Source organism: Acutalibacter sp., assembly GCF_056800975.1.
Genome location: NZ_JBQISV010000008.1, coordinates 1 through 22,633 on the forward strand (window position 1 = coordinate 1; position 22,633 = coordinate 22,633).

The following is a 22,633-nucleotide window of genomic DNA, read 5'->3' on the forward strand; positions in this document are numbered from 1 at the left end:
AAATACCGGAATGTGTTCGCCTTTATCCTGTTCTTCACCGTGCTGTTCAACGGGGGCCTCACCGCCAGCTACATCATCTGGACCAGCATCTTCCACATCAAGAACACCATCTGGGCCCTGATTCTTCCCGGCAGCCTGATGGGCGCCATGAACGTGCTGATGGTCCGCAACTATTACAATGCCAACATACCCTATTCCATTATTGAGGCGGCCCGGCTGGACGGGGCCAATGACCTGGGAATTTACGCCCGGATTATGGTGCCGCTGTCAAAGCCGGTTATGACCACCATTGGCCTGTTCGCCGCCCTGGGCTACTGGAACAACTGGACCAACGGCCTGTACTACATTTCCGACACCAAGCTTTACACCATCCAGGTCTACCTGAAGAAGCTGATGGACAACATCGCTTTCCTCAAGTCCGGCGACACTGCCGCCGAGTCCGCCGCTCTGGCCTATAAGTCCATGCCCACCGAGGGCGCGCGCATGGCCATTGCCATCATTGCCATTCTGCCCATTCTGTGCGTCTACCCCTTCATCCAGAAGGAGCTGGTGCGGGGCATGGTGGTAGGCGGCGTAAAGGGTTAATAAGCATGACATAAGAAATTATATAAAAGAAAAGAGAGGGATTTCAGTATGCGCAAGGAATTTGAAAGAACCACGCCGGAGGCTGTAGGAATCAAAAGCGAGGACATCCTCCATTATATCGACACATTGGAGCACAGCAACACAGAGATGCACGGCCTGATGATTATGCGGCATGGCAAGGTGTGCGCCGAGGGCTGGTGGGCGCCCTATGCCCCCAACCTGCGCCACGGGCTTCAGTCCCACACCAAAACCTATGCGGCCACGGCAGTGGGCATTGCCTACACCCAGGGCCTGCTGAAGCTGGACGAGCGGCTGATTGACATTTTTCCGGAGGAGGCCCCCCAGGACCCCAGCGAGAACCTGAAGGCCCTGAAGGTGCGGGACGTGCTGTGCATGGGCAACGGCATGGATGAAATGCCCAGAAACTCGGAGAACTGGATTCGCGACTTTTTGCACACGCCTGTGAACCATGAGCCCGGCACCACCTTTATGTACAATTCAGTGGGCTCTACCATGCTGGGCGCCATTGTGCGCAAAAAGACCGGCCTGGGGCTGCACGCGTTTCTCAGCCAGCATCTGTTCCACAAAATCGGCATTGACCCGGAGAACCTGCGCTGGTATTGCATGGCCGACGGCATGGAGACCGGCGGGGGCGGCCTGCTGGCTACCACAGAGGACAACCTGCGCCTGATGAAGCTGTATGCGGACGGCGGCGTTTGGGAGGGGGAGCGCATCCTGGCCGAGGACTATGTGAAGCTGGCCACCACCCTTCAGAACGAGTCTGCCACAGAGTCCATCAACAACCCCCAGGCCTTTGACAATTTCCTGGGCTACGGCTTCCAGATTTGGATGTGCAAGCCCAAGGGCGTCTACCGGGCGGACGGGGCTATGGGCCAGTTCACCATTGTGTGCCCTGAGCAGGATATGATCATCGCCATCACCGAGACTGCGGTGGGCGCACATTGGGCCCAGACCACCCTGGACCTGACCTGGGACTTTTTGGAGAAGATCGGCAGCGGAGATGTGCCGGAGAATGAGGAGGCCAGAGACAGGCTGGTCCGTAAGCTGGCCAGCCTGAACACCCCCAACCCTGTCTGCCGGCCCTTCAGCCCCCGGATCGAGTCCATTTCCGGCAAAAAATACAAGGTCACAAACGGCGAGCTGTCCCCTGAGATGCGCAGCTTCATGGGCCGTTCCAAGAGCATTCAGGTCAGCGAGTTCTCCTTTGACTTTGACTGCTATGGCTGCGTGTGGAATGTCACCCAGCCGGACGGCAGCAAAGAGGCGATTCGCGTGGCCACCTATGGCGGGCGTTTTACCAACCTGGTGAAGACCCCCGACGCCCAGACCCAGCTGCTGGTGGCCAGCGGCGGGTGGCTGGAGGAAAACGTCTTCCAGGTGGTCTGCCGTTGGACAGAGACCTGCCTGACCAAGAAGCTGTTGTTCAAATTCGACGGCACAAAGATCGACGTGGAGGAGAGCACCAATTCCGCGTTCCCCTTCCCCAGAAAAGAGGAGGACGCCATTCGCGCGGAGCAGGTATAGTTAACCCAGTTCAAAAGAAGTGATACCTCTTTTGAACCAGGCGGCTCAGGCGTGCCCGCGCCGCCCTGCCTGAAAATCGGTAAATACCGGTTTTCAAGTGCGTTTGCGATATAAGCAGAGCTTGAGAATACAGAGAGGGATAGGCATAATTCTGTTTGGAGGATTATGCCTATCCCTTGTAAAGCAAGGGAGGACCCTGTATTATGGGACAGAGAAACGATTTTATGCTGTACCCCGGCGGCAAGAAGAAGGCCATGACCTTCAGCTATGACGACGGCGTGGTGCAGGACAGGCGTCTGGTGGAGCTGTTCAACCAATACGGCGTTAAGGGAACCTTTAACCTGAACGCCGGCATACTGGGCTTTCAGGGCAATGCGGTGGTCTCCGGGCGGGAGACGGATATCTCCAAGGTGACGGAGGAGGAGGTCGGGACCCTCTACCAGGGCCACGAGGTGGCGGGGCACAGCCTGTGGCATTCCTTTTTGCAGAATGTGGGCACGCCCATGGCAATGTACGAGCTGGTGGAGGACCGCCGGGCCCTGGAACGGCTGTCCGGCGCTTTGGTGCGCTTTTTCGCCTACCCCTTTGGCGCCTATGACGGAAATGTGAAGGAGCTTTTAAGGCTGGCAGGCTATATCGGGGCCCGCACGGTGGAGTCGACCCACAGCTTCTCCATCCCGGAGGACATGCTGGAGTGGCATCCCACCTGCCACCACAATGACCCGGAGCTGATGCCCCTGGCGGAGAAATTCTGTGAGGGCCCGGCCTTTGGTCCGGCCTTGTTCTACCTTTGGGGCCATGCCTATGAGTTTGACGCAGACGGAAACTGGGATGTAATGGAGAAGCTGCTGCGCTATGTGTCCGGCTTTTCTCAGGACGTCTGGTTTGCGGGAAATACCGAGCTGGCGGCATATATCCTGGCCTTCCGGCAGAGGATATACTCTGCGGACGGCAGCAAGATCTACAACCCCACCTGCACGGACCTGTGGATTCAGGTGGGCAAAAGCAGCTGCCGCATCCCGGCCGGCGGGACGGCGGTGGTGGAGAGTCCGGGAATCTGAGTGGAGCGGGGGAGAGAATATGGGAGCCTTTCAGTACGACAATCCGCTGATGTCCGCCATGGTCCGCATTGCCAACATGATGATCGTCAGCTTTTTCTGGGTGCTGTGCTGCCTACCGGTGGTCACGGTCATTCCGGCCACAGCCGCCCTTTTTCATACCACCACCAAGGTCATCCGGGAGAACGGCAACGGGGTGGCGGGGGATTATTTCCGCGCGCTGAAGGGCTCTCTGAGAAAGGGCCTGCCCCTTTCGCTGATTGCGCTGGGCAGCGGCGGGCTGCTGTCCTTTACCCTGTGGTACGGCTGGCGGATGCAGCAGCAAAACAATTTTGGGGTGGCCTACTTTCTTATTGGCTGCGTCATTGCCCTGGTCTGGGCGGCGGCAACGCTCCACCTGCCCTTTGCCCTCTCCCGGTTTGAGGGCGGCATAGGGATGTATCTGCGCATGGCCCTGTACTTTGCCGGACAGAATCCCCTGAAGACCCTTCTGCGGCTGGTTTTGCTGGTGCTGGTGGCGCTGCTGATCGATTTTTACCCCATTGTGCTGCTGATTCTTCCAGGGCTGTATATGGACCTGATCTGCGGCGGGGTGGAAAAGCAGCTGCAGAAATTTATGGCCGACAGGGGCCTTGCCCAGACAGAGGAGGAGGGGGCCGGAGACGGCAGCAGCGGAGAGGGCCCGGCCTCCATGCCCAGTCTGGAAATGGCAAGGCTGTATGACGAGCCGGAAAGCGGGGCGGAAGATGAGTGAGCTCAGCCTGCGGGGACTGGTAAAGGTATACCCCTTTGCAAAGGTAGAGGGCCTGCTGTTTGGCAGAAAGCGGGCAAAGGCCATCCGGCAGCGGCAGGAGAGCCAGCCCTACACCACAAACGAAGGGGTGCTGGCAGTACAGGGCTTTGACCTGGAAATCCAGCGGGGGGAATTCGTGGTGCTTCTGGGCCCCTCCGGCTGCGGCAAGTCCACGGTCCTGCGGATGATCGCCGGTCTGGAAGAGGTGTCTGCCGGGGACATTCTGCTGGACGGCCGCTCTATTGTGGAGCTGCCCCCGGAGCAGCGGGACATTGCCATGATTTTTCAGAACTATTCCCTCTACCCCAACTATACGGTGTATGAAAACCTGGCCTTTCCCCTGAAAAGCCAGCATGTTCCCAGAGAGCAGCTTCAGCGTCAGGTAGAGGAGGTGGCGGGGCTGATGGAGCTGGAGGGGGTTTTGAACCGCTACCCCCGGGAGCTCTCCGGGGGCCAGCGGCAGCGCATAGCCATAGGCCGGGCCCTGGTGCGCCGCCCCAGGCTGTTCCTTATGGACGAGCCCTTCAGCAACCTGGACCCGGTTCTGCGCCGCAGGCTGCGGGGCCTGGTCAAGTCGCTGCACCAGAGGCTGGGCGCCACCTTTGTCTATGTGACCCATGACCAGGAGGAGGCCTTTGCCTTGGGAGACCGGATTGTAGTGATGCAGAACGGCAGAATAGAGCAGATCGGCCCGCCCCGGGACCTGTTCAACCGGCCGGCCAACCTGTACACAGCGGCCTTTGTGGGCACGCCGCCCATGAATATCATCCGGTCCGCGGCTCTGCGGCGGAGGGAAAAGGGCTGGACGGTGGAGGCCCTGGGGCAGGAGCTTCCGCTGCCGGAAAAGAGATGCGCGGCCCTCACCCCCCAGGACAATGGGCGCAGGGTGATTCTGGGGGTCCGCCCGGTTCACATCTCCATGGGGGAGGCCGGAATCCCGGCAGTGGTCAGCCAGGCGGACCCGGTGGAGGCGGAGCTGCATGTCCATTTAAAAGCAGAGGGACAAGAGCTGCTGGCGGTGGTCCCGGCCACCCGCTTTGACAGATACCGCCCGGGAGAGAGGGTGGGGATGGCGTGGAGCCCCCAGAGGCTGCACCTGTTCGACCCGGAGACAGAGGCGCGCATTTTGTAGCGCAGACAGAGCGGAGACAAAAACGGAGCGGGGAGGCTTTCCCCGCTCCGTGCTATTTGTATGGCTTATGGGTGATAAACGCTCTCCCCGGTCTCCGGGTTCCGGGAGAAGTGGGAGAAGAACGCAAAGGCCTGCCGGGACATCTCCGGGGTGGGCCAGTGGGGCATGTTCATGGTGCACATAATCCGGGTGCGCACAATGCCGTCTTCGCTTTTCAGGCTGGCAATATAGCTGGTGATGCCGTCCCGCTCTATGGTCTCCCGGCAGTCCGGCTCCAAGGGCAGGCCAATGCATTTTTCCTCAACCGAGACGTCCTCCCGGTCCTTCAGGGCCATAACCGCGTCCAGAGAAATCCCGGCGGCATGGTTGACCCGCGCCCAGGCGTTGACGCCGTCGATCAGGTCCTTTGTGCCGCTCTCCCCGGTGAAGTAATCCTTGAAATCATAGAAGGGGAAGCGGAAGCCGTCCAGGTTGCCATAAATGTTCATAACAGGCATGTAGACGCCCATCTTCCCGGCTCTGGATACGCCGTCAAAGGGAGTCTGGGGCTCAGGGCCCAGGGCTTTTTCGCAAAAGCCGTTGGATATGGGCGCGCCGCAGGGGGCCACGGCGGCGAAAAGGTCGGGGCGCTTGTTGCCCAGCAGGTTGGACATGAAGCCGCCATAGGAGAAGCCGCAGGCATACACCCGGCTCTTGTCAATGGGGTACAGCTGCTCCGCCTTTTCCAGTATTTCGGCAATGATGTCGTCCAGCTCCAAAGAGGGCGCAATGACAATCCACTCCCGCCTGGCCGCCTCCTGCACCCAGCCCCAGCCATCGATGACGCTGATGGGGTTAAAGCCGCCGTGCAGCACCACCACCGCGGGGTATTTCCGGTCCCGGTTCTCCGGCCGGAAGGCGGAGACAGGCACAAAGGAGTTCCACAGCTTCCGGGTGTTCTGGGGGGCCTGGCCCTCCGTGTCTTCCCAATGGTAGCCGGTGCGGGCCTCATACTCTGTCCAGCTCATCACGTCATTCTGGCCGTGAAACTCCTTGACCATCCCCTGCTTGGCCCAATAGGCCACCACCTCCGGGGCGTGGTCGTCCAGGCTCATGGTAATGGGCTCCATCATTTTGTCTACTGCGTCAATGTAGCCGCCCTGCTTCAGGGCGTCCAGGTCCACCTTGTCGTTGAATGTGGTGTACAGGTCCCGAATCCGGTCGATCCGGCCTGCGTCGGTCATGACAAACTGCTTGTCCAAAAGCTTGTCCAACCGGTCCGGCTCTCTGATTTCTGGCATAGTTTTTCCTCCTTCTACATGGGTTCTGCGTTGCGCCGATTGCTGTTCACGGTCTTTTCCCCTTCTATTCTGCCATAATCCAGGCCGGCCTTGCCTTAAAATATGTACACTTCATTTGCAATAAAAAATCCCGGCCAGTGCAAAACCGGCAACAAAATCAAAAGCCGGTTCACTTTTTCTGATATTGCCGGCGCGGTCCGGCTTGCTATAATTATTTTCAAGAGGCCCCAAACGACGAATATGGAGGAATTGCGGATGAGTGAAATAAAAACCATAGACCTGGGGGACGTGACCCTGGCCTACAAGGAATTTGGAAGCGGGGACAAATACCTGCTCTCCACCCAGAATTTCTTTCTGACAGACTGCCACATGGAGCTGCTGGGCAAGGAGCCCTACGACTATCATACCTTCCTGGTGTATATGCGGGGCTATGGCAGGTCCAGCCATATTGACGGCCCCACGCCCCAGAACTTCACCAGAATTTGGGGGGAGGATCTCATCCGGTTTGCCGGGGCAATGGGCATTCCCAGCTTCTACTACACCGGGGTGTCCCACGGCAACTGGGCCGGGTGGCATATTGCCTTCCACAGGCCGGAGCTCCTTCGGGGCTTTGTGTGCGTGGACGGAATTGCCCAGTATCATGACAGCGGCGAGGCCCGCCCGCCCTTCCAGGCCCCGGACCCGGACCAGCTGGTGGGAAACTATGAGGCTCTGGAAAAAATGGCCTGGATGGAAAGCTGGCCCACCAACAACCCTCAGCGTCTGGCGCGCAGGGCCGCAAACCATAAGGAGCACACAGAGATTCTGATGAGCCGGACCAGGGAGGAGTTCACGGTGCGCAACCAGGGGGACATGAGCTGCTGCGGCGCGGTCTCCCGGGAGGATTTTTATGAAAAGCTGTCCAAAATCCCGGTGCCGGTTCTCATTTGGAACGGCGGTCTGGACCCCCTGGCCAAAGCGGAGGACGCCCTGCAAATCGCCCAGACCATACCCGGGGCCTCGCTGCTGACCTATCAGCACCTGGGCCACGGCGGCGCGGACGAATGCCCGGAGATGGCGGCCCGGGACTGCGACAGGTTCTTTAAGGACACGGAGGGAAGGATTTTGTAAAGGGGATGAGCGCATGAAATTGCAGGTTGCATTGATTTTTGGCGAGCACATGGTGCTGCAGCGAGACGAGCCTGTCCCGGTGTGGGGCAGAAGCGTGAGAGACGACCAGGTGACCGTTGCTCTGGGCGGCAGCCGGCAGACTGTCAGGGCGGAGGGGGGCCGGTGGAGGGCCCTGCTGCCCCCCATGCCGGCAACAGAGCGGACGGAGATGACAGTCTCCTCCCAGCTGACCGGGGAGCGGCTGACATTTCAGGATGTGGCCGTGGGCGAGGTCTGGCTGGCCGGCGGGCAGTCCAATATGGAGTTCCATCTGAAGTTTGACCAGGATGCAGAGGAGATGTACCAGACCGGGGAGGACCCGGGGCTGCGCTTTATCCGCTATCCCCAGGCAAATTTCGTGGGCTGTGTGGAAAAGGAGCCCTACCCGGACGAGGGCTTTTGGCGCGCCTGGTCGGGCAGGGAGAACCGGGGGATGTTCAGCGCGGCAGCGGCCTATATGGGTCGAAAGCTGCGGGAAAGCCTGGGGGTTCCGGTGGGCTTCATCGGGGTCAACTGGGGGGGCACGCCTGCCGCCGCCTGGACAGACCCAGAGGACATAAAGGCCAACCCTGCGCTGAAGCCGGTGCTGGATTGGTATCAGGAGGGCTGCAGGGCCCTTGACCTGCAAAAATACTTTGCCCTCTCCGACCAGCCCCAGCGGGAGCCCCCTCCGGAGGAGCAAAAGCGGATGAACGACTTTATGATGGGCATTGGCCTGGAGGAGCTTTTCAAAAACGGAGCCCCGCCGCCTCCGCCTCCCATGGACTACACCCCGTACATGGTGGGCCCCCGGGGAGCGGTCCGTCCCGGCGGGCTGTATGAAAACATGCTGAAAAAGGTGGCCCCCTACGCGGTGCGGGGCGTGGTCTGGTATCAGGGGGAGGACGACGACTTTCGGGGCTGGCAGGACTTCTACGACGAGAGCATGAAAACCCTGATACAGAGCTGGCGAAGGCTGTGGGGAAAGGAGCTGCCCTTTTTGCAGGTGGAGCTTGCGCCCTTCCAGGGCCGGGGCATTACAGGGGCCAAGCATTACAACGTCATGCGGGCCAAGCAGCGGGCAGCGGCCGACGCCCTTGCGGGAGTGCACAATGTGTGTATTATGGACGCTGGCGACAAAATCAATATTCATGTGAGAAAAAAGAAGCCGGTGGGCGAGCGTTTGGCCCTGCTGGCAAGAAAATATGTGTACGGCGAGGACATTCTGGCGGACAGCCCCCGGTACATGGGCGCGTCCCGGGAGGGCGACAGGATTTCTGTGGCGTTCAAAGACGGGGGCGGCGGGCTTGTGCTGAAGGGGGAGCCGGGGCAGGCCCTCCGCGTCACGGTAGAGGGCGAGGAGGTCTTCCCCGCTGTGTCTGTGGCGGGCGGCCGGCTGCTGCTCACCTGCGAGGCCTTCCGCGGGGGCAAGCCGGTGCAAATTGAGCTGGGAGAGCAGAACTTTTGCGAGATGCCCCTGTTCAACAGCGCGGGGCTTCCGGCGTTCCCCTTCACAGCCCTGGTAGAGGAGGAAGCCCCATGAAAAGCTATTCCGCAAGCAGCCTGGGCCAGATGGTAAAATGTCATGGCCGCACCTTCTTTGACACGGAGACCCAGGCTTTGTTCTTTAACTGGACCTGCTCCGGTTTTACGGTGGCCTTTGAGGGGACGCGGCTCCGGGCGCGGATTCTTGCCTATGAGGACAGGCTGCCAATGCCCCCGGACGCTCCTGTGGACTACCCCTGCGTGGGGGTGGTGGGAGAGGACGGGGAGACCCTGACCTGCCGGTTCAAGTGCGCCCAGCGGGAGGCCTGGTACGACCTGTTTGACGGGGAGCAGGGGGCGCATACCCTGCGCATGGTCAAGCTCTCAGAGAACATGCGGGGAAAGACCGGGCTTCTTGCGCTGGAAACAGACGGGGAGCTGCGGCCTGTGGATTCCCGCCAAAAGGGCCTTGCCATTGAGTTCATCGGGGACTCCATCACCTGCGGCTTTGGAAACGAGGCCCCGGACCGGGACGCCCTCTTTGAGACCGCAGAGGAAAACGGCTGGATGACCTACGGCGCAGTGGCCGGCAGAAAGCTTGGGGCGGAGTTCAACATGATCAGCGTGTCCGGCATTGGGGCGGGCAGGGCAAAATACCCCAGGTTCCCCGGCAAGCAGATGGAGGACGTCTATGAGTATACAGACCTGTACTGCCACGAGCGGCTGGGCCGTGCGCCTGCTCTCTGGGACTTTGAACACAACCGCAAGGATATTGTGCTGATCAACCTGGGCACCAACGATGTGGGGCCGGTGCGGTTCTATCAAGACCTGGCCGTGGCGGACGAGGAGGAGGCCTGGTTTTCTGACCGCTACCGGGCGCTTTTAGAAACCGTGCGCCGGCTGAACGGGCCGGAGGCTCTGATTGTCTGCACCCTGGGGCCGTTGGACTACTATCTCTGGGACAATATAAAAGAGGTGGTAGAGGCATACTGCCGCGAAACAGGCGACCGGCGGGTGGCATGCTTTAAGCTGATTGGCGTGAACCTGCTCACCGAGGGCTTTGGGGCGGTGTCCCACCCCTCGTTGAAAACCCAGGTGCGCATGGGCGCAGAGCTGGCCGCGCGGCTGGAAAAACTGATAAAACAAGTGTAAACATTCATGTTTCCTCCTATAGAAAGAGGGGTCTGCCTGAGGGCAGGCCCCTCTTTCCCTTCTGCCGGCGGCTATGGGAAAAAAGGGAACAAAATCTAAAATGCTCTGAGCTTTTATGATGGTATTCTCCTGCTCCCAGGGAGTATGATAAATAAATATGAACGCAGTTTGGAGGGCGAAGCATGTCAAATGAAGTGATCAAAAGACTGGAAAACGCTTGCGCAGACTGGCAGCCGCCAGAGGCCCCGGAGGACATTCCCCAGGGAGATATGCCTGGAGACCGGGTGTGGATCGGGCCCCAGTCGGTGAAAAAGGCCCAAGCGGCCTTTCGGGCCATGCTGCCTCTGTTAAAGGAGGCGGCGGAGAAGCAGGGCCGGGCCGTGGTCTCTGTCAGCGGGGGCAGCGGAGCGGGAAAGACCTGTGTGGCCGCGCTGCTCACCTATTATCTCAACCAGCTGGGGGTGGGGGCCTACACCCTGTCCGGAGACAATTATCCCTGCCGCATTCCCGCCCAGAACGATGCAGAGCGTATGCGCTGCTTCCGGCTGGCAGGCATTCGGGGCATGCTGAAGGCCGGGTGCTATTCCCCGGAGAACGCGGCTGCCTTGAAGAGCCTTCAGGAGCAGGGCCTGGACCCGGAGCCCGGCCAGGCGGAGCGCTGGCCTTGGCTGAGGCCCTATCAGGAGGCCGGCAAGGAGGCCCTCAGCCGGTATCTGGGCACAGAGCTGGAACAGGAGTATGACCAGCTCAGCGATGTGCTGGCCCGGTTCCGGGCCGGCGAGCCCAAAATCTGGCTGAAGCGTCTGGGCCGGGAGGACACGGCCATGTGGTATGAGGAAAAGGACTTTTCCGGGGTGTCGGCGCTGGTTTTGGAGTGGACCCACGGAAACAGCGGGCTTTTCTCCGGGGTAGACATTCCCGTTCTGCTGTACAACACGCCTGCCGAGACCAGGGAGTACCGGCTGGCCAGAGGGCGGGATTCCAACGCGGACACGCCCTTTATCACAATGGTCATCCAGCTGGAACAGGCCAAGCTGGATGAGAGGGCGGCCTTTGCCAGCATTATCATTTCAAAGACAGGGGAGGTCATCAGCTATGACGAGTGCAGGCGCAGAATGGAAGCCGGACGCTGAGGGTGCGCACAGGGCGGGCGCATATGACAACGGCCCCATGCTCAACGCCTACCCGGACAGCCTGGGGGGAGATTTAAGTGGGGCGGTGGGCTTTTTGCAGTCCCCGGAGGTTCAGGGGGCGTTTACCTCCTTCTACATCCTCCCCAGCCTGTTCCACTCTGACCTGGACCGGGGCTTCTCCATTATCGACTACGGCCTGAATGAGGACCTGGCCTCTCAGGAGGACCTGGACAGCCTGCAGGCTCTGGGCGTGGATTTAAAGCTGGACTTTGTTCTCAACCACCTTTCGGTTCAGTCGCCCCAGTTTCAGGACCTGCTGGAAAAGGGGGAGGCCTCTGCCTACAAGGATTTTTTCATTGACTGGAACAAATTCTGGGAGGGCTGCGGCGAGCTGAACCAGGAGGGCGTGCTGGAACCCCTGCCGGAGTATATCGGCGGCATGTTCTTCCGCAAGCCCGGCCTGCCGGTGCTGGTGGCAGAGCTGGCCGGGGGCGGCAAAAAGCCCTATTGGAACACCTTCTACCAGCAGGTGGACCGGGACAACCAGGGAGGAACCCATTATCTGGGGCAGATGGATTTGAATATCAAATCTCCGCTGGTGCAGGATTTTTACCGGCGGACCCTGCAAAGGCTGGCAGGCTATGGGGCGAAAATTGTCCGGCTGGACGCCTTTGCCTATGCCCCCAAGGAGGTGGGAGCCCGCAACTTCCTCAACGAGCCGGGCTCCTGGGAGCTCCTCAGCCAAATCACGGAAATGGCCGGGCCCTGGGGGGTGCGGCTGCTGCCGGAGATTCACGCCAGCTACCAGGAGGGCGTCTACCGCAGTATTGCGGAGAAGGGCTATATGGTGTACGACTTCTTTCTGCCCGGCCTGCTGCTGGACGCCTTTGAGCAGAAGGACGGGGCCTGCCTGGCGCGCTGGGCCAATGAGGTCATAGAAACCGGTATGCGCACGGTCAACATGCTGGGCTGCCACGATGGCATCCCGGTGCTGGACCTGCAGGGCCTGCTGCCGGAGGAGCGCATTCAGAGCCTCATCGGCGTTCTGGTAAAGCGGGGCGGCTTTGTGAAGGACCTGCACGGGGCAAAAAACGTCTACTACCAGGTGAACGCCACCTACTACAGCGCCCTGGGAGAGGACGACCGGAAAATGCTGCTGGCCAGGGCCATTCAGCTGTTTATGCCCGGCAAGCCCCAGGTGTGGTATCTGGACCTGTTTGCGGGAAAGAATGACTATGAGGCCATGAAGCGGGCCGGAGCGGGAGGACACAAGGAGATCAACCGCACCAACCTTTCCGCCCAGGCAATGGCAGCGGCAGGGGAGCGGGAGGTGGTGAAGGAGCAGCTCCGGCTGCTGAGGCTGCGCAGCCGGCACCCGGCCTTTGCCCCAGAGGCGGACATCCGCTTTTCCTCTCAGGGAAGCGGGCTGACGGTGCGCTGGACAGCGGGCGGGCACAGCGCATCGCTGTGCGCCGACCTGGCGGACGCCTCCTTTCAGGTGGCGGTTTCTGGGCCGGAGGGCGAGGCTGTGTTTATGAGGCAGTAGCCTGGCAGGCTTCTGGTTTGCATTCATTTCAAAGCTGAGATATAATGTGTTCTGACGAAATGTGTTCTGACGAACACAGGGAGAAGCCCTGAAGCGCCAAGCGCTTCTCTTTTGCTGCGCATGACTTGGCGATGCCAAGTCACAGCGCCGGACTTCTCCGAACAGATTTATGATATAATGTGTTCTGACGAACACAAGGAGAAGCCCTGAAGCGCGAAGCGCTTCTCTTTTGCTGCGCATGACTTGGCGATGCCAAGTCACAGCGCCGGACTTCTCCGAACAGATTTATGATATAATAGGAAAGCAGGGATGAACGGCAGGGAATGGGTGAGATTCACATGAAAAAGGTTCTGCGTTCCTGGAGAAGGTCCGTTGTGGCTTTGCTGGTGTCTGTCCTATTAACCGTGCTGCTTTTTCTGGTGTGGACCAATGCGTTCTATTTTTCTCAGAGCAACCGGCAGCTGCAGGAGCTGCATGAAAACGCGCTGACCCTATGGGTGCGCACCACAGAAAGCCGCCTGGACACCATTCATGAGCACATCAGGGAGCTGCTTCTGACCGTGTATACCAATGTGGTGGTGACCAACGAAAACGCGGTCCTGTCCTTTCAGGCGGAGCGAACATGCCAGTCCGCCCTGGAGGACAAGCTGCAGGTGAGCAGAGACGCGGACTGCTTGTATATTCTGGACACGAAGACAGAAAAGCTTCTGTTCACCGCCCCCACCAGCCTGGGCGCCAAAAGGGTGCTGCATCTGAAGCGGTATGCCCAGGAGGAGGCGGGGGGCTATGTCACCAGCCTGAACGACGCCGCATGGTATGTGACAGAGGTGGCGGGAGAGGCCTGCTTTATCAAGAGCATCTCCGTGGGGAAATATCGGGTGGGCTCTATCAGCCGCGTGTCCAATTTCGACTTTCAGAAGTTGGCCTCTGCCATGGAGGCGGAAAACTCGCTGTTGATTGCCACCCAGAGCGGCCGCCTGTTTGCCGGGGGCAGCGTAGACTGGTCTGACGAGCTTTGGGACGCCGGCGGCGGAGGGCTGGGCAGCCGCAGGGACAGAATCACCGTGTCGGTGCCCTTTCCGGCAATCGACGGCGAGCTGGTCTGGGGGGTGCAGAGCGCCAGCTTTTTTGACAAGGGGACCCGGTTAGTGGGCAGCGCGCTGCTGGTTTCCAGTATGGTCTGCATTTTGCTGATTGTCACCCTGATCACGGTTCTGCGGGAAAAGGTGGACAACCCGGTGAAGCACCTGCTGCATGCCCACAAGGAGATTGGCGGCGGAAACATCCAGTACCGGATCAGCCAGGAGCCGGGCAGCACGGAATTTGAAATTCTGTTTGAGAGCTTCAACAGCATGGCCGACCAGATACAGAACCTGCGCATCGAGTCCTACGACAAGACGATTCGGGAGCAGGAGTATCAGCTGCAAATCGTCCGGGCGCAGCTCAAGCCCCATTTTTATCTCAACGCCATCACCACGGTCTCCAATATGACCTATCAGAACCGGGTGGAGGATATTCGGGCCTTTGTGCAGGCGCTGGGCCGGTATATGCGCTATATGATGAATATTCAAAGCGACATGGTGCCGGTTGCCGAGGAGCTGAGCCATATTGTTAACTATATGGAGATGCAGCAGATCCGCTTTCCGGGCAGCGTGGATTACACCATTGCGTGCATGGAGGAGGTCCGGGGGCTGCGCATCCCGTTTTTGGTGCTGTTCACCCTGGTGGAAAACGCCTTCAAGCACGCCCTGGACCTGTATAAGCCCCTGCTGCTGCGCATCGACTGCCGCCCTGCCCGGCAGAACGGCCTTTCGGGCTATGCCCTTTCTGTAGAGGACAATGGCGGCGGCTTTCCACAGGAGGTGCTGGACAACTTCAACGGCGAGCTGCCCGAGGGAGAGCTCCCCCCAAAGGAGCATCTGGGGCTCACCAATATCCGCTACACGCTGCGGTATTCCTATCACCGCCAGGCCTCGCTGCGCCTGCTCAACACCGAAACCGGCGCCAAGGCGGTGATATGGATTCCCGCCGGAGAGGGAGCCAAAGGGGAGAAGTAGTGTGAAAAATACGAAGAAAGGAACGATACCGGGCAGAAAAGGCTGCTTTTTCACCGCCTTTTGTGCCAATTCCGTATCGCATGGCGATTAACGTGAAGCTATTGGTATGCGACGACGACATCTCTAACATAGACGTGATTCAAAGCCAGCTCAACTGCCAGGAGCTGGGGATTCAATGTATTCGGCGGGCCTATAACGGAGAAGCCGCTATCGGCATTATCGAAAGAGAACGCCCGGAGCTGATCCTCTGCGATATTGGTATGCCGAAGGTCTCGGGCATTGAGGTGCTGAAGTATATCTATGAAAACAGCGTCTATACGGAGTTCGCGTTTCTCACCTGCTATGAGGACTTTGAGTATGCCAGAGAGGCTGTCCGCTATGGGGCTACCAATTATCTCACCAAGCCCATTGACTTTGACGAGCTGAACGAGGCGCTGCTTCGGATGATCTCCTCGGTGAACGAGCATCTGGCCCAGTCGGAAAAGGGGGAGGACCAAAGCGCCCGGGACACCATGCAGAACAATGTGCTGCGGCAGATACACGACGGCTTTTACGGCACAAACCGGGACAGAATCGAGAAGCTTCTTGTCCGCAGCGGGCTGGCCTGCCTTGAGGCGGATATGCCTGTGCGCCTGGTTATGATGGAGGCGGAGACCACCAAAAACAGCGAAAACGGCTGGGAGAGGGAGCTGCTGGCCTACACCTACAGCCGTCTGGCCGAGGAGGTGCTTACCGGGCACATCGGCTGCTCCTCCACCATTGTCAATGTGGGAGAGCGGTATATATGGACCACCACCTTTATGCGGGCGGACCAGCACTCGGAGGAGGACTGCTTTCAAAGGGCCCGGGAGTTTTTCCGCCTGTGCTCTCTGCACCTCACCCTGATGCCTGTGTGCCTCATTGGCGACGAACGCCCTCTCTACCAGGCCGCGGCCGAGGCGGCCGAGCTCCGGGAGCAGATCCCCAAGGTGATGCTGCACGGGGGCAGCATCTATTTTCTGCGGGATGTGCGCAATATTACCAGCGCGACCACCTCCCTGATTGACGAGGTGCAGATTATGCGCATGGTCAAGGAGAACGACCGGGAGAAATATCTTGCGCTGGTGTCCGGGGCGTTGGAAAAAATATCCCACAGCCACAGCGACAACGGCAGCCTGATGTTTTTGCTCCATCAGGACATTCTTCAGGCCTTTCACAGCTGCCTGCGGGACAACAACATGCCCATCCGGGTCCTTTTTCAGAACGAGGAGCTCCGCCGGCTGGACCGCAACGCCAACCGCTCTCCTGTGGACATGGTCAACTACGCCTCCTTTTTGTACGACTATGTCAGCGGCGCCCTGCGAAGCAAAAGCGAGGGGGATGATATTATCGGCAATGTAAAGCGGTTTATCATGGCCCACTACAAGGAGGACATTGACCGGGACGCGGTGGCGGCTGTGGCGTATATCACCCCCAACTACCTGTCCAAGCGGTTTCGGGCAGAGGTGGGCATGAGCCTGCGGGAGTATATCAACCAGCTGCGCATTGAGGAGGCCAAACGGCTGCTGCTCTCCACCAACGCCACGGTCACCGAGGTGGCCAGCGAGGTGGGCTACGACAATATCTCTTACTTTTCCACGGTGTTTCGCAAGCTGTGTGGAATGAGCCCGGTGGAATGGTGCGCGGGAAAACGAAATGGGGATGGAAGCAAATGAGATGGACCGGGCAGATCCGCCAGGATATCAAAACCCTGAAGGGGCTGGAAAAAAACCGCCGGCTTGAGTTTGTGTGGGACTATTATAAGCTGCCGCTGATCGTTCTGCTCAGCGTGGCGGCGTTGGCTGTGCTCACCGTTGCCCTGAACGCGGGCAGGAGCAACGCCGCTGTGTACGCTGTGCTGGTCAACGCGGACGATTCGGGAGACAGCGCCGTGCTGACCGGGCTTTTGGAGCAGACCGGGGAGGACATGCAGGGCAGAACCGTAGACGTGTCGGCAGGCTATACCCTGCGCTACGACAGCTACACCTCCGCAGACGGGGAGACGGTTCAGGTGCTGGCGGCGCTGTTCGGCATTGGAGATTTGGACCTGTTTGCCGCGGACGAGGCGGTTTTCGCCTCCTATGCCTCTCAGGAGGCCTTTGTGGACCTGAGCCTGTTTATTGAGCAGGAGGACCTGGCCGGCCATGCGCTCTATACCTATGAGGGCCAGGGCGGCAGAAAGGTGGTGGCGGGCATATGGCTGAAGCCCGGCTCCCCCCTTCACCAGGCAGGCTACTACACCGGGGACGTGATTATAGGGGTGGCGGCCAACGCCCAGAACCTGGACCCGGCTGTGGCGTGGATGAAGGAATTGGTGAAGCAGAATTGACGCCCCCGGAAGACGGGCCCTTTCGCGGGATATCATGCAGGGGAGAATACCACCCGCCTGCTCCGTGGAAGGGCCGAGCCTCTGGGAGAGCCCGCAAGGCCCCTGAAATAAATAGCTTGGCAGGACGCGTCATTTTCAAAAGAAGGCCTTACTTTTTTACCCCAAACAGCCGACAATATAAGTAAGGAGCCGCTCAGGCGAACAGGCGGCGCAAGCGGTTTTTGGCAAGGAGGTCTTTTCATGACAGTCAACCAGATTGTACAAAGCCGACTTGTACAAAGTCGGCAGCAGCAAAGGCTGGGCGAGCTTGCCCAGGGCCAGCAGGCCAGGCCCCATGTCAACCCCTACGGCACCCCTGGCATGAGCCTGAACCACGCCGGAGACTATCGCAAAATCGTTCCTGTGGACGAAAGCGCGGCGAGGCAGGTCAGGCAGATTGCCTTTGAGCATATGAAGAACGGCTATGGGGTCAGCGACGGGGAGGATATCAGCGGGGCCATTCGGAGCTATACCCTGTCCCTCCCGCCGGAAGAGCGGCTGAGCGCGTCCTGGACCCTGAACGAAATGTTCCACAGCGAGGCCCAACGGCTTGCCGGGTTTGTCCGCCAGCACAACCCGGGGTGGAGCTGGGGAACCCCCTTTGACACCAGTATTCTGGACAGCTACCGGCAGGGCATAGACGTTACAGCGTAAGATAATCAGAAAGCAGGGCCGGGGAAATCCCCCCGGCCCTGCTGTTATGCGCCGCCTTGCCTGGAAAATTGCCGCTCCCAGCAAGGCCTATTTCTTGCCTGGGGGTACTCCTCCATGCACATCAGATACAGCAGCTCCAGGTCGTCGCTGTGGTCCTCGTCCCGCTCCTTATAGTCCAGCTTTTTCAGCAGGGACCAGGTAAAGGCATCCGGGTTTTCCGTGTAGGCCCTCTGCATTTCCCGGTTGGGCCAGGACCCGAGCTTCAGCTGAAACAGGCTGCCGTTATAGTCCGCGTTGGCGTCCTTCGAGACAGCGATCCACATTTTCTCCCCGGCCTTCCAGCAGACAATGCCCATGTCAGGCCTCCGCTGGTCATACTGGGCGCGCAGCGCTTTCTTCTTTTCATGCTCCATTGTGGGCTTTCCTCCTTCCCATCATGATACTGACAGGCCCCCCTTCTGTCCCGCCAAGTATACCATAACTCCGCCGCGGTTGCAAGCCGTTGTCCCAAGACGGCGCGGCCGATCGGGCTGTTTTATTATGATTCACGCTCAGGGCCCCGGTACTTCCAGGGAGCGCCTACATCATAATTTGCGAAAGGGGCAAAGGGTTGACAAACCCGGCCCCTATGCTATAATAACTACAAACTGCTTTGCGCGGGGAACAAGCCCAAAGTGTAGATGCCGGTAGCGTGTCGCTTCGCGGCCCCGCGACTTGCCCACCGCCAGGTGTGCTATAATAAAATATAGAGAGTAAAAGGAAAGGCATGGAGAAGCGGCAAAATGAGGAGAGAGCTGAGAAAAAAACGGGCGGTCGCCATCATACTTTGCGAAGGAAGGGAGGTGATAAAAAAACAGAAAGGGTAGGGCTTGTTTGAAAAATCGGAAACGCCGTCTTTTTACCCAGAAGGGGCCCCTTTCTGCGTCAAAAATCCTCGCCAATCGGAAGATTGCCTTGCGGTTTTTTCCTTGAAATGAACCCCTTTTGGGTAAAAAATCGTCATTCCCTCTATTTTCAAACAAGCCCTAATTGTATATGACAAGGATTCCAGACCCCAACGCGGTCTTTCCAAACGAATATAAAACCTCGTGCTTTATCAAAAACGTGGTCCAGGCTCCCAACATTCTGGTGGGAGAGTACACCTATTACGACGACCAGAACGACCCTGCCGGGTTTGAAAAGAACAATGTGCTGTTCAACCACCCGGAATTCGGGGACAGGCTGGTAATTGGGAAATTCTGCGCCATTGCCTCTGGCACAAAATTTATCATGGGGCCTGCCAACCACCGGGTCAGCAGTGTAACCACCTACCCCTTTGCCGTGATGGGCGGCGCATGGCAGGAGAATACCCCGCCCCATATGGCCCAGCTGCCCCGCAAGGGCGACACGGTGATTGGCAACGATGTGTGGATCGGCCGGGAAAGCGTGATTTTGCCCGGCTTCAAGGTGGGGGACGGGGCGATCATTGCCGCCTGTTCGGTGGTGGCAAAGGATGTTCCTCCCTATACGGTGTTTGGCGGCAACCCCGCCAGGCAGCTGAAATGCCGGTTTGACCCAGAGCCGACCAGCCTTCTGCTGGCCTTCCGCTGGTGGGACCTGCCCCCGGCGGAGCTGACGGAGATTCTCCCCCTGCTCTGCGACCCGGACCTGGAAAGGGTCCGGCAATGGCTGAAGGACCGGCTGGGAAAGGGGACGGCCCCTTTGGGCAGCTTCTCCCCTGCCTCTGACAGAGGGTAAGAGCCTATAGCGGCAGGCCTTGCGCCAGAGCTTTCGAATATCTTTTTGCCAGCGACAGGGCCTTGCGGCAATATCAACGACAGTATTTCAGACTGGCGTACTATCTTATTCTACAACTCCTGAATGGCAAACAGCGCACACCAACCCATTCTCTCGGGCTGGCGCGCGCTGTTTATTCTTTGACTGGCGAGGGGGGATGCGCCCCTCTGCTGCTCCCCGTCAAACAAGGGGAGCGGTGCGGGGAAGGGCCTGGCAGATGTCCCTATAAGCTCACGCCGCCGGTCAGCATGGCTACAGCCAGCATGATCAGGGTCAACGCCAGGGCAAAGGGGATGGTCCTTTTCTGGTGCTCTCCCAGGTCCACCCCGGCAAGGCCCACCAGCAAAAAGGTGGCGGGGGAGAGCGGGGACACCGGGAAGCCGGTGGTCATCTGGCCCAGAATAGCCGCCCGGCCCACCATCAGCGGGTCCACCCCAAAGCCCTTGGCAGTCTCGCCCAGAATGGGCAGCACCCCGTAGTAGAAGGAGTCCGGGTCGAACACCAGGGAGGCGGGCATGGAGATCACCCCGGTGATGGCCGGGAAGAACCGGGCCAGAGAGTCCGGCATCACCGAGACCAGGGCCTTGGCCATGGCGTCAATCATCCCCGAGCCCTTCATAATGCCGCAGAAGCACCCGGCCGCAAACAGCACCGAGCACATCATCATGGCGCTCTGGGCATGGGCGTCCACCCGGGCCTTAGACTGGTCCACATTGGGGTAGTTGATTACCGTGGCCAGCACATAAAATATCATAAACACCACTGCCGGGGCCAGTCCCGAGAGCAGCAGGCTGGCAATGGCCAGCACAATGAGCCCGATGTTGACCCAGAACAGCCGGGGACGAAGCAGCGCCTGCTGCTCCGGGCTCAGCTCCTGCTCCTGATAGGCCCCTCCCGCCGGGGCCAGCCGGCCGGCCCGGGATTTCTCCCACAGGCCCAGCATGGCCGCAAAGCCCAGCACGCAGGCCAGGCCCACCCCCACTGCGGGCAGCACCGGCAGAAAAAAACCCACCGGGTCCCCGGCCCCCAAAGCGCTGGCGGCCCGTATGGTAGGCCCGCCCCAGGGGAGGATGTTCATGGTGCCCGCCGCCAGGGCCACGGTGGTGGCCAGGGTGGTGCGCCTCATGCTCATGGCGTCATACAGGGGGACCAGGGGAGGCACGCAGATGAGAAAGGTCACCGCGCCGGAGCCGTCCAGGTGGACGCACATGGCCAGCAGAGCCGTGCCCAGGGTGATGAGCACCGGGTTGCCGCCCATGCGCCGGATGATGCCCCTGATGATCGGCCGGAAGGTCCCCGCGTCGGTGAGAATGCCGAAAAACAGAATGGAAAACAGGAACATAACCCCGGTAGCCGCCACCGAGCCAATGCCCTGGGCCCCGACGATCATGCCCCCCAGGTTTTTGGCGTTTTGCAGAAAGTCGATGCGGCCGGGCGCGGCCTCCGGGTCGGTGACCGTAAAGCCGCAGGAGATGAGCCCTGTCACCAGCGGCGCCGCGATTAAGGCCACAGTGGGGGTCAGCTTCTTCCAGATAATCAGCGCAAGCATCAGGGCTACTGTGAGAAAGCCCAGAAAAGCCAGCATGGAAACCTCTCCTTCCACAGGAAAACGGCCCCTGCCCCAGGGGTCGCTCTCCGTTTATTCTTTTGGGACATGCCCTGGGCGGGCAAATCCCCCGTCAGGGCCGGGGGCGCGTTCTGCGCGCCGCCCTTGTAGCTTATTGTACCGGCAGGACATGGCTGCCGTGGGATTACTCCTTTACATAGATGAAGGAGGCGCCGCCATACTGGGCCCGTTCCAGGGCGCCCAGGCTGGCGAACTGGCTCCCCTCCACGCTGGGGGCCCAGCCAAACCCGGCCAGGTCCGGCATAATCTGGGCGTCGCCGGCCAGAACATGCTGGGCCAGGGCAATATAGTCGTCAATATAGCTCTTGTGAAGCCCCGGGCCGTTGTGGGCCGGGTAGATGACGTCGAACTCATCCCAATGGGCCTTCAGCTTGTTCATGTTGGCCATGTGGCTGGTCACCACCTCTTTCAGAGGCAGCAGCTCGTTGCGGACAAAGAGGAGCACCTGCCCGGCCTCCAGCTCATCGCCGCTGTAAAGAGCCCGGTTGGACCGGTCCAGCAGGGCAATGCTGCTCTCGTGGTGGGCGGGAATCTCAATGACCTCCAGCTGCCGGCCGCCCAGGTCAAAGACATGGCCCTCGCGCACCGTATGTACCTGGTAATCGGGGAAGGGCTTTTTGTTAAAGTCCTCCTGCATCTCCGGGCTGAAGGCTTTCTTCATGGTGGCCTCGGCGCCGGGCCCGGCGTAGACCTCCTCCCACCAGGGGTTGCCGCCGGTGTGGTCAAAGTGGCCGTGAGAGTTCACCACAATCACCGGCTTTTGGGTAATGCCCTCCACAAACTCCCGCAGGTTGCCCATGCCGTAGGCCGTGTCGAACAGCAGAGCCTTCTCCTCGCCAATAATCAGGTAGCTGTAGACCCCGCCTCCAAAGGTGATGGTCCAGGTGTTGGGCGCGGTCATCCATTTGCCATACATGAAACCGCGCTCGGTGATGTTTGCGCTGCGATACTCCATTTGCGTTTCCTCCATACCTTATCTTGTTGACTGCGCCGCTGTACCGGGCCGGACGCCCGGCGGGACAGGGCTGCTTTAGGTACATTATATCACTTTTCGGGAAAAAACAATAGCATTTTTCAGACTAATTCTGTTAAAAGATGGAGCTTGTAGCCAGAGCCCGGGAAAGCGGCAGGGGAAAAGACTGAGCAGATGACAGCAAAAGCGTCAGTAAAAATGTCAGTGAAAACGATAGTAAAAGTGATAGTAAAAACGACAGTGAAAACGTTAGGAGAAACGATAGACATATAAGATAAAGAAGAAAAAAAAGAAAAAGAAGAAGACATTCCCCCAAACCCCCA

The 22,633-nt window shown here is 59.4% G+C and carries 19 protein-coding genes; 15 read left to right on the forward strand and 4 right to left on the reverse strand.

What is annotated here, in order from left to right:
- From ACTO5E_RS01780 to ACTO5E_RS01800, 5 genes are all read left to right on the forward strand, one after another.
- The coding region (locus ACTO5E_RS01780) for a carbohydrate ABC transporter permease (RefSeq protein WP_482301046.1) at positions 1 to 585 on the forward strand (585 nt) is incomplete at its 5' end.
- 48 nt (positions 586 to 633) lie between these two features.
- On the forward strand, positions 634 to 2,130 hold the full coding sequence (locus ACTO5E_RS01785) for a serine hydrolase domain-containing protein (protein ID WP_482301048.1): 1,497 nt from the start codon (positions 634 to 636) through the stop codon (positions 2,128 to 2,130).
- A 203-nt stretch (positions 2,131 to 2,333) separates the two neighbouring features.
- Positions 2,334 to 3,191: a polysaccharide deacetylase family protein gene (locus tag ACTO5E_RS01790; RefSeq protein WP_482301050.1), complete on the forward strand. Its 858-nt coding sequence runs from the start codon at positions 2,334 to 2,336 to the stop codon at positions 3,189 to 3,191.
- Between the two features lie 19 nt (positions 3,192 to 3,210).
- A complete protein-coding gene (locus ACTO5E_RS01795) occupies positions 3,211 to 3,942 on the forward strand; it encodes a DUF624 domain-containing protein (RefSeq protein ID WP_482301052.1) in 732 nt (243 codons plus the stop codon).
- Positions 3,935 to 5,113, forward strand: a complete 1,179-nt coding sequence (locus ACTO5E_RS01800; protein ID WP_482301053.1) for an ABC transporter ATP-binding protein — start codon at positions 3,935 to 3,937, stop codon at positions 5,111 to 5,113. Before ACTO5E_RS01795 ends, ACTO5E_RS01800 begins: the two co-directional genes overlap by 8 nt.
- 65 nt (positions 5,114 to 5,178) lie before the next feature.
- Here the strand turns inward: ACTO5E_RS01800 and ACTO5E_RS01805 are convergent, their stop codons facing one another.
- Positions 5,179 to 6,393: a CE1 family esterase gene (locus ACTO5E_RS01805; RefSeq protein WP_482301055.1), complete on the reverse strand. Its 1,215-nt coding sequence runs from the start codon at positions 6,391 to 6,393 to the stop codon at positions 5,179 to 5,181.
- A gap of 255 nt (positions 6,394 to 6,648) precedes the next feature.
- Here ACTO5E_RS01805 and ACTO5E_RS01810 point away from each other — a divergent pair, with 255 nt between their 5' ends.
- The 9 genes from ACTO5E_RS01810 to ACTO5E_RS01850 all read left to right on the forward strand — a co-directional run bounded on the left by ACTO5E_RS01810 (position 6,649) and on the right by ACTO5E_RS01850 (position 17,934).
- Positions 6,649 to 7,503, forward strand: a complete 855-nt coding sequence (locus ACTO5E_RS01810; RefSeq protein WP_482301057.1) for an alpha/beta fold hydrolase — start codon at positions 6,649 to 6,651, stop codon at positions 7,501 to 7,503.
- Between the two features lie 13 nt (positions 7,504 to 7,516).
- Complete coding sequence (locus tag ACTO5E_RS01815; RefSeq protein WP_482301058.1) at positions 7,517 to 9,064, forward strand: sialate O-acetylesterase; 1,548 nt, start codon at positions 7,517 to 7,519, stop codon at positions 9,062 to 9,064.
- A complete protein-coding gene (locus ACTO5E_RS01820) occupies positions 9,061 to 10,158 on the forward strand; it encodes an SGNH/GDSL hydrolase family protein (RefSeq protein ID WP_482301060.1) in 1,098 nt (365 codons plus the stop codon). Before ACTO5E_RS01815 ends, ACTO5E_RS01820 begins: the two co-directional genes overlap by 4 nt.
- Before the next feature lie 182 nt (positions 10,159 to 10,340).
- Positions 10,341 to 11,291, forward strand: coding sequence for an adenylyl-sulfate kinase (locus tag ACTO5E_RS01825; protein WP_482301062.1), 951 nt, complete (start codon positions 10,341 to 10,343; stop codon positions 11,289 to 11,291).
- Entirely contained in the window at positions 11,254 to 12,837 is a 1,584-nt protein-coding gene (locus ACTO5E_RS01830; protein ID WP_482301063.1) for an alpha-amylase family protein, read from the forward strand. The genes ACTO5E_RS01825 and ACTO5E_RS01830 overlap by 38 nt, the downstream gene beginning before the upstream one ends.
- A 338-nt stretch (positions 12,838 to 13,175) precedes the next feature.
- A complete protein-coding gene (locus ACTO5E_RS01835) occupies positions 13,176 to 14,894 on the forward strand; it encodes a sensor histidine kinase (RefSeq protein ID WP_482301064.1) in 1,719 nt (572 codons plus the stop codon).
- A gap of 92 nt (positions 14,895 to 14,986) precedes the next feature.
- Positions 14,987 to 16,588: a helix-turn-helix domain-containing protein gene (locus ACTO5E_RS01840; protein ID WP_482301066.1), complete on the forward strand. Its 1,602-nt coding sequence runs from the start codon at positions 14,987 to 14,989 to the stop codon at positions 16,586 to 16,588.
- Complete coding sequence (locus ACTO5E_RS01845) at positions 16,585 to 17,241, forward strand: hypothetical protein (protein WP_482301068.1); 657 nt, start codon at positions 16,585 to 16,587, stop codon at positions 17,239 to 17,241. Before ACTO5E_RS01840 ends, ACTO5E_RS01845 begins: the two co-directional genes overlap by 4 nt.
- 240 nt (positions 17,242 to 17,481) lie before the next feature.
- Complete coding sequence (locus tag ACTO5E_RS01850; RefSeq protein ID WP_482301069.1) at positions 17,482 to 17,934, forward strand: DUF3879 family protein; 453 nt, start codon at positions 17,482 to 17,484, stop codon at positions 17,932 to 17,934.
- Positions 17,935 to 17,978: 44 nt separating this feature from the next.
- On the opposite strand, the gene ACTO5E_RS01855 is transcribed toward ACTO5E_RS01850, so the two are convergent.
- A complete protein-coding gene (locus ACTO5E_RS01855; RefSeq protein ID WP_482301071.1) occupies positions 17,979 to 18,347 on the reverse strand; it encodes a GIY-YIG nuclease family protein in 369 nt (122 codons plus the stop codon).
- A 622-nt stretch (positions 18,348 to 18,969) separates the two neighbouring features.
- Here ACTO5E_RS01855 and ACTO5E_RS01860 point away from each other — a divergent pair.
- Positions 18,970 to 19,671 carry a CatB-related O-acetyltransferase gene (locus ACTO5E_RS01860; protein ID WP_482301072.1) on the forward strand — a complete coding sequence of 234 codons (702 nt, stop codon included), beginning with the start codon at positions 18,970 to 18,972 and terminating at the stop codon, positions 19,669 to 19,671.
- A gap of 262 nt (positions 19,672 to 19,933) precedes the next feature.
- Here ACTO5E_RS01860 and ACTO5E_RS01865 read toward each other — a convergent pair whose 3' ends face one another.
- The gene (locus ACTO5E_RS01865) at positions 19,934 to 21,295 is read right to left on the reverse strand and encodes a CitMHS family transporter (protein ID WP_482301074.1); all 1,362 of its coding nucleotides are present in this window, start codon (positions 21,293 to 21,295) and stop codon (positions 19,934 to 19,936) included.
- Positions 21,296 to 21,461: 166 nt separating this feature from the next.
- Complete coding sequence (locus ACTO5E_RS01870) at positions 21,462 to 22,292, reverse strand: MBL fold metallo-hydrolase (protein WP_482301076.1); 831 nt, start codon at positions 22,290 to 22,292, stop codon at positions 21,462 to 21,464.
- Positions 22,293 to 22,633: the final 341 nt, after the last annotated feature.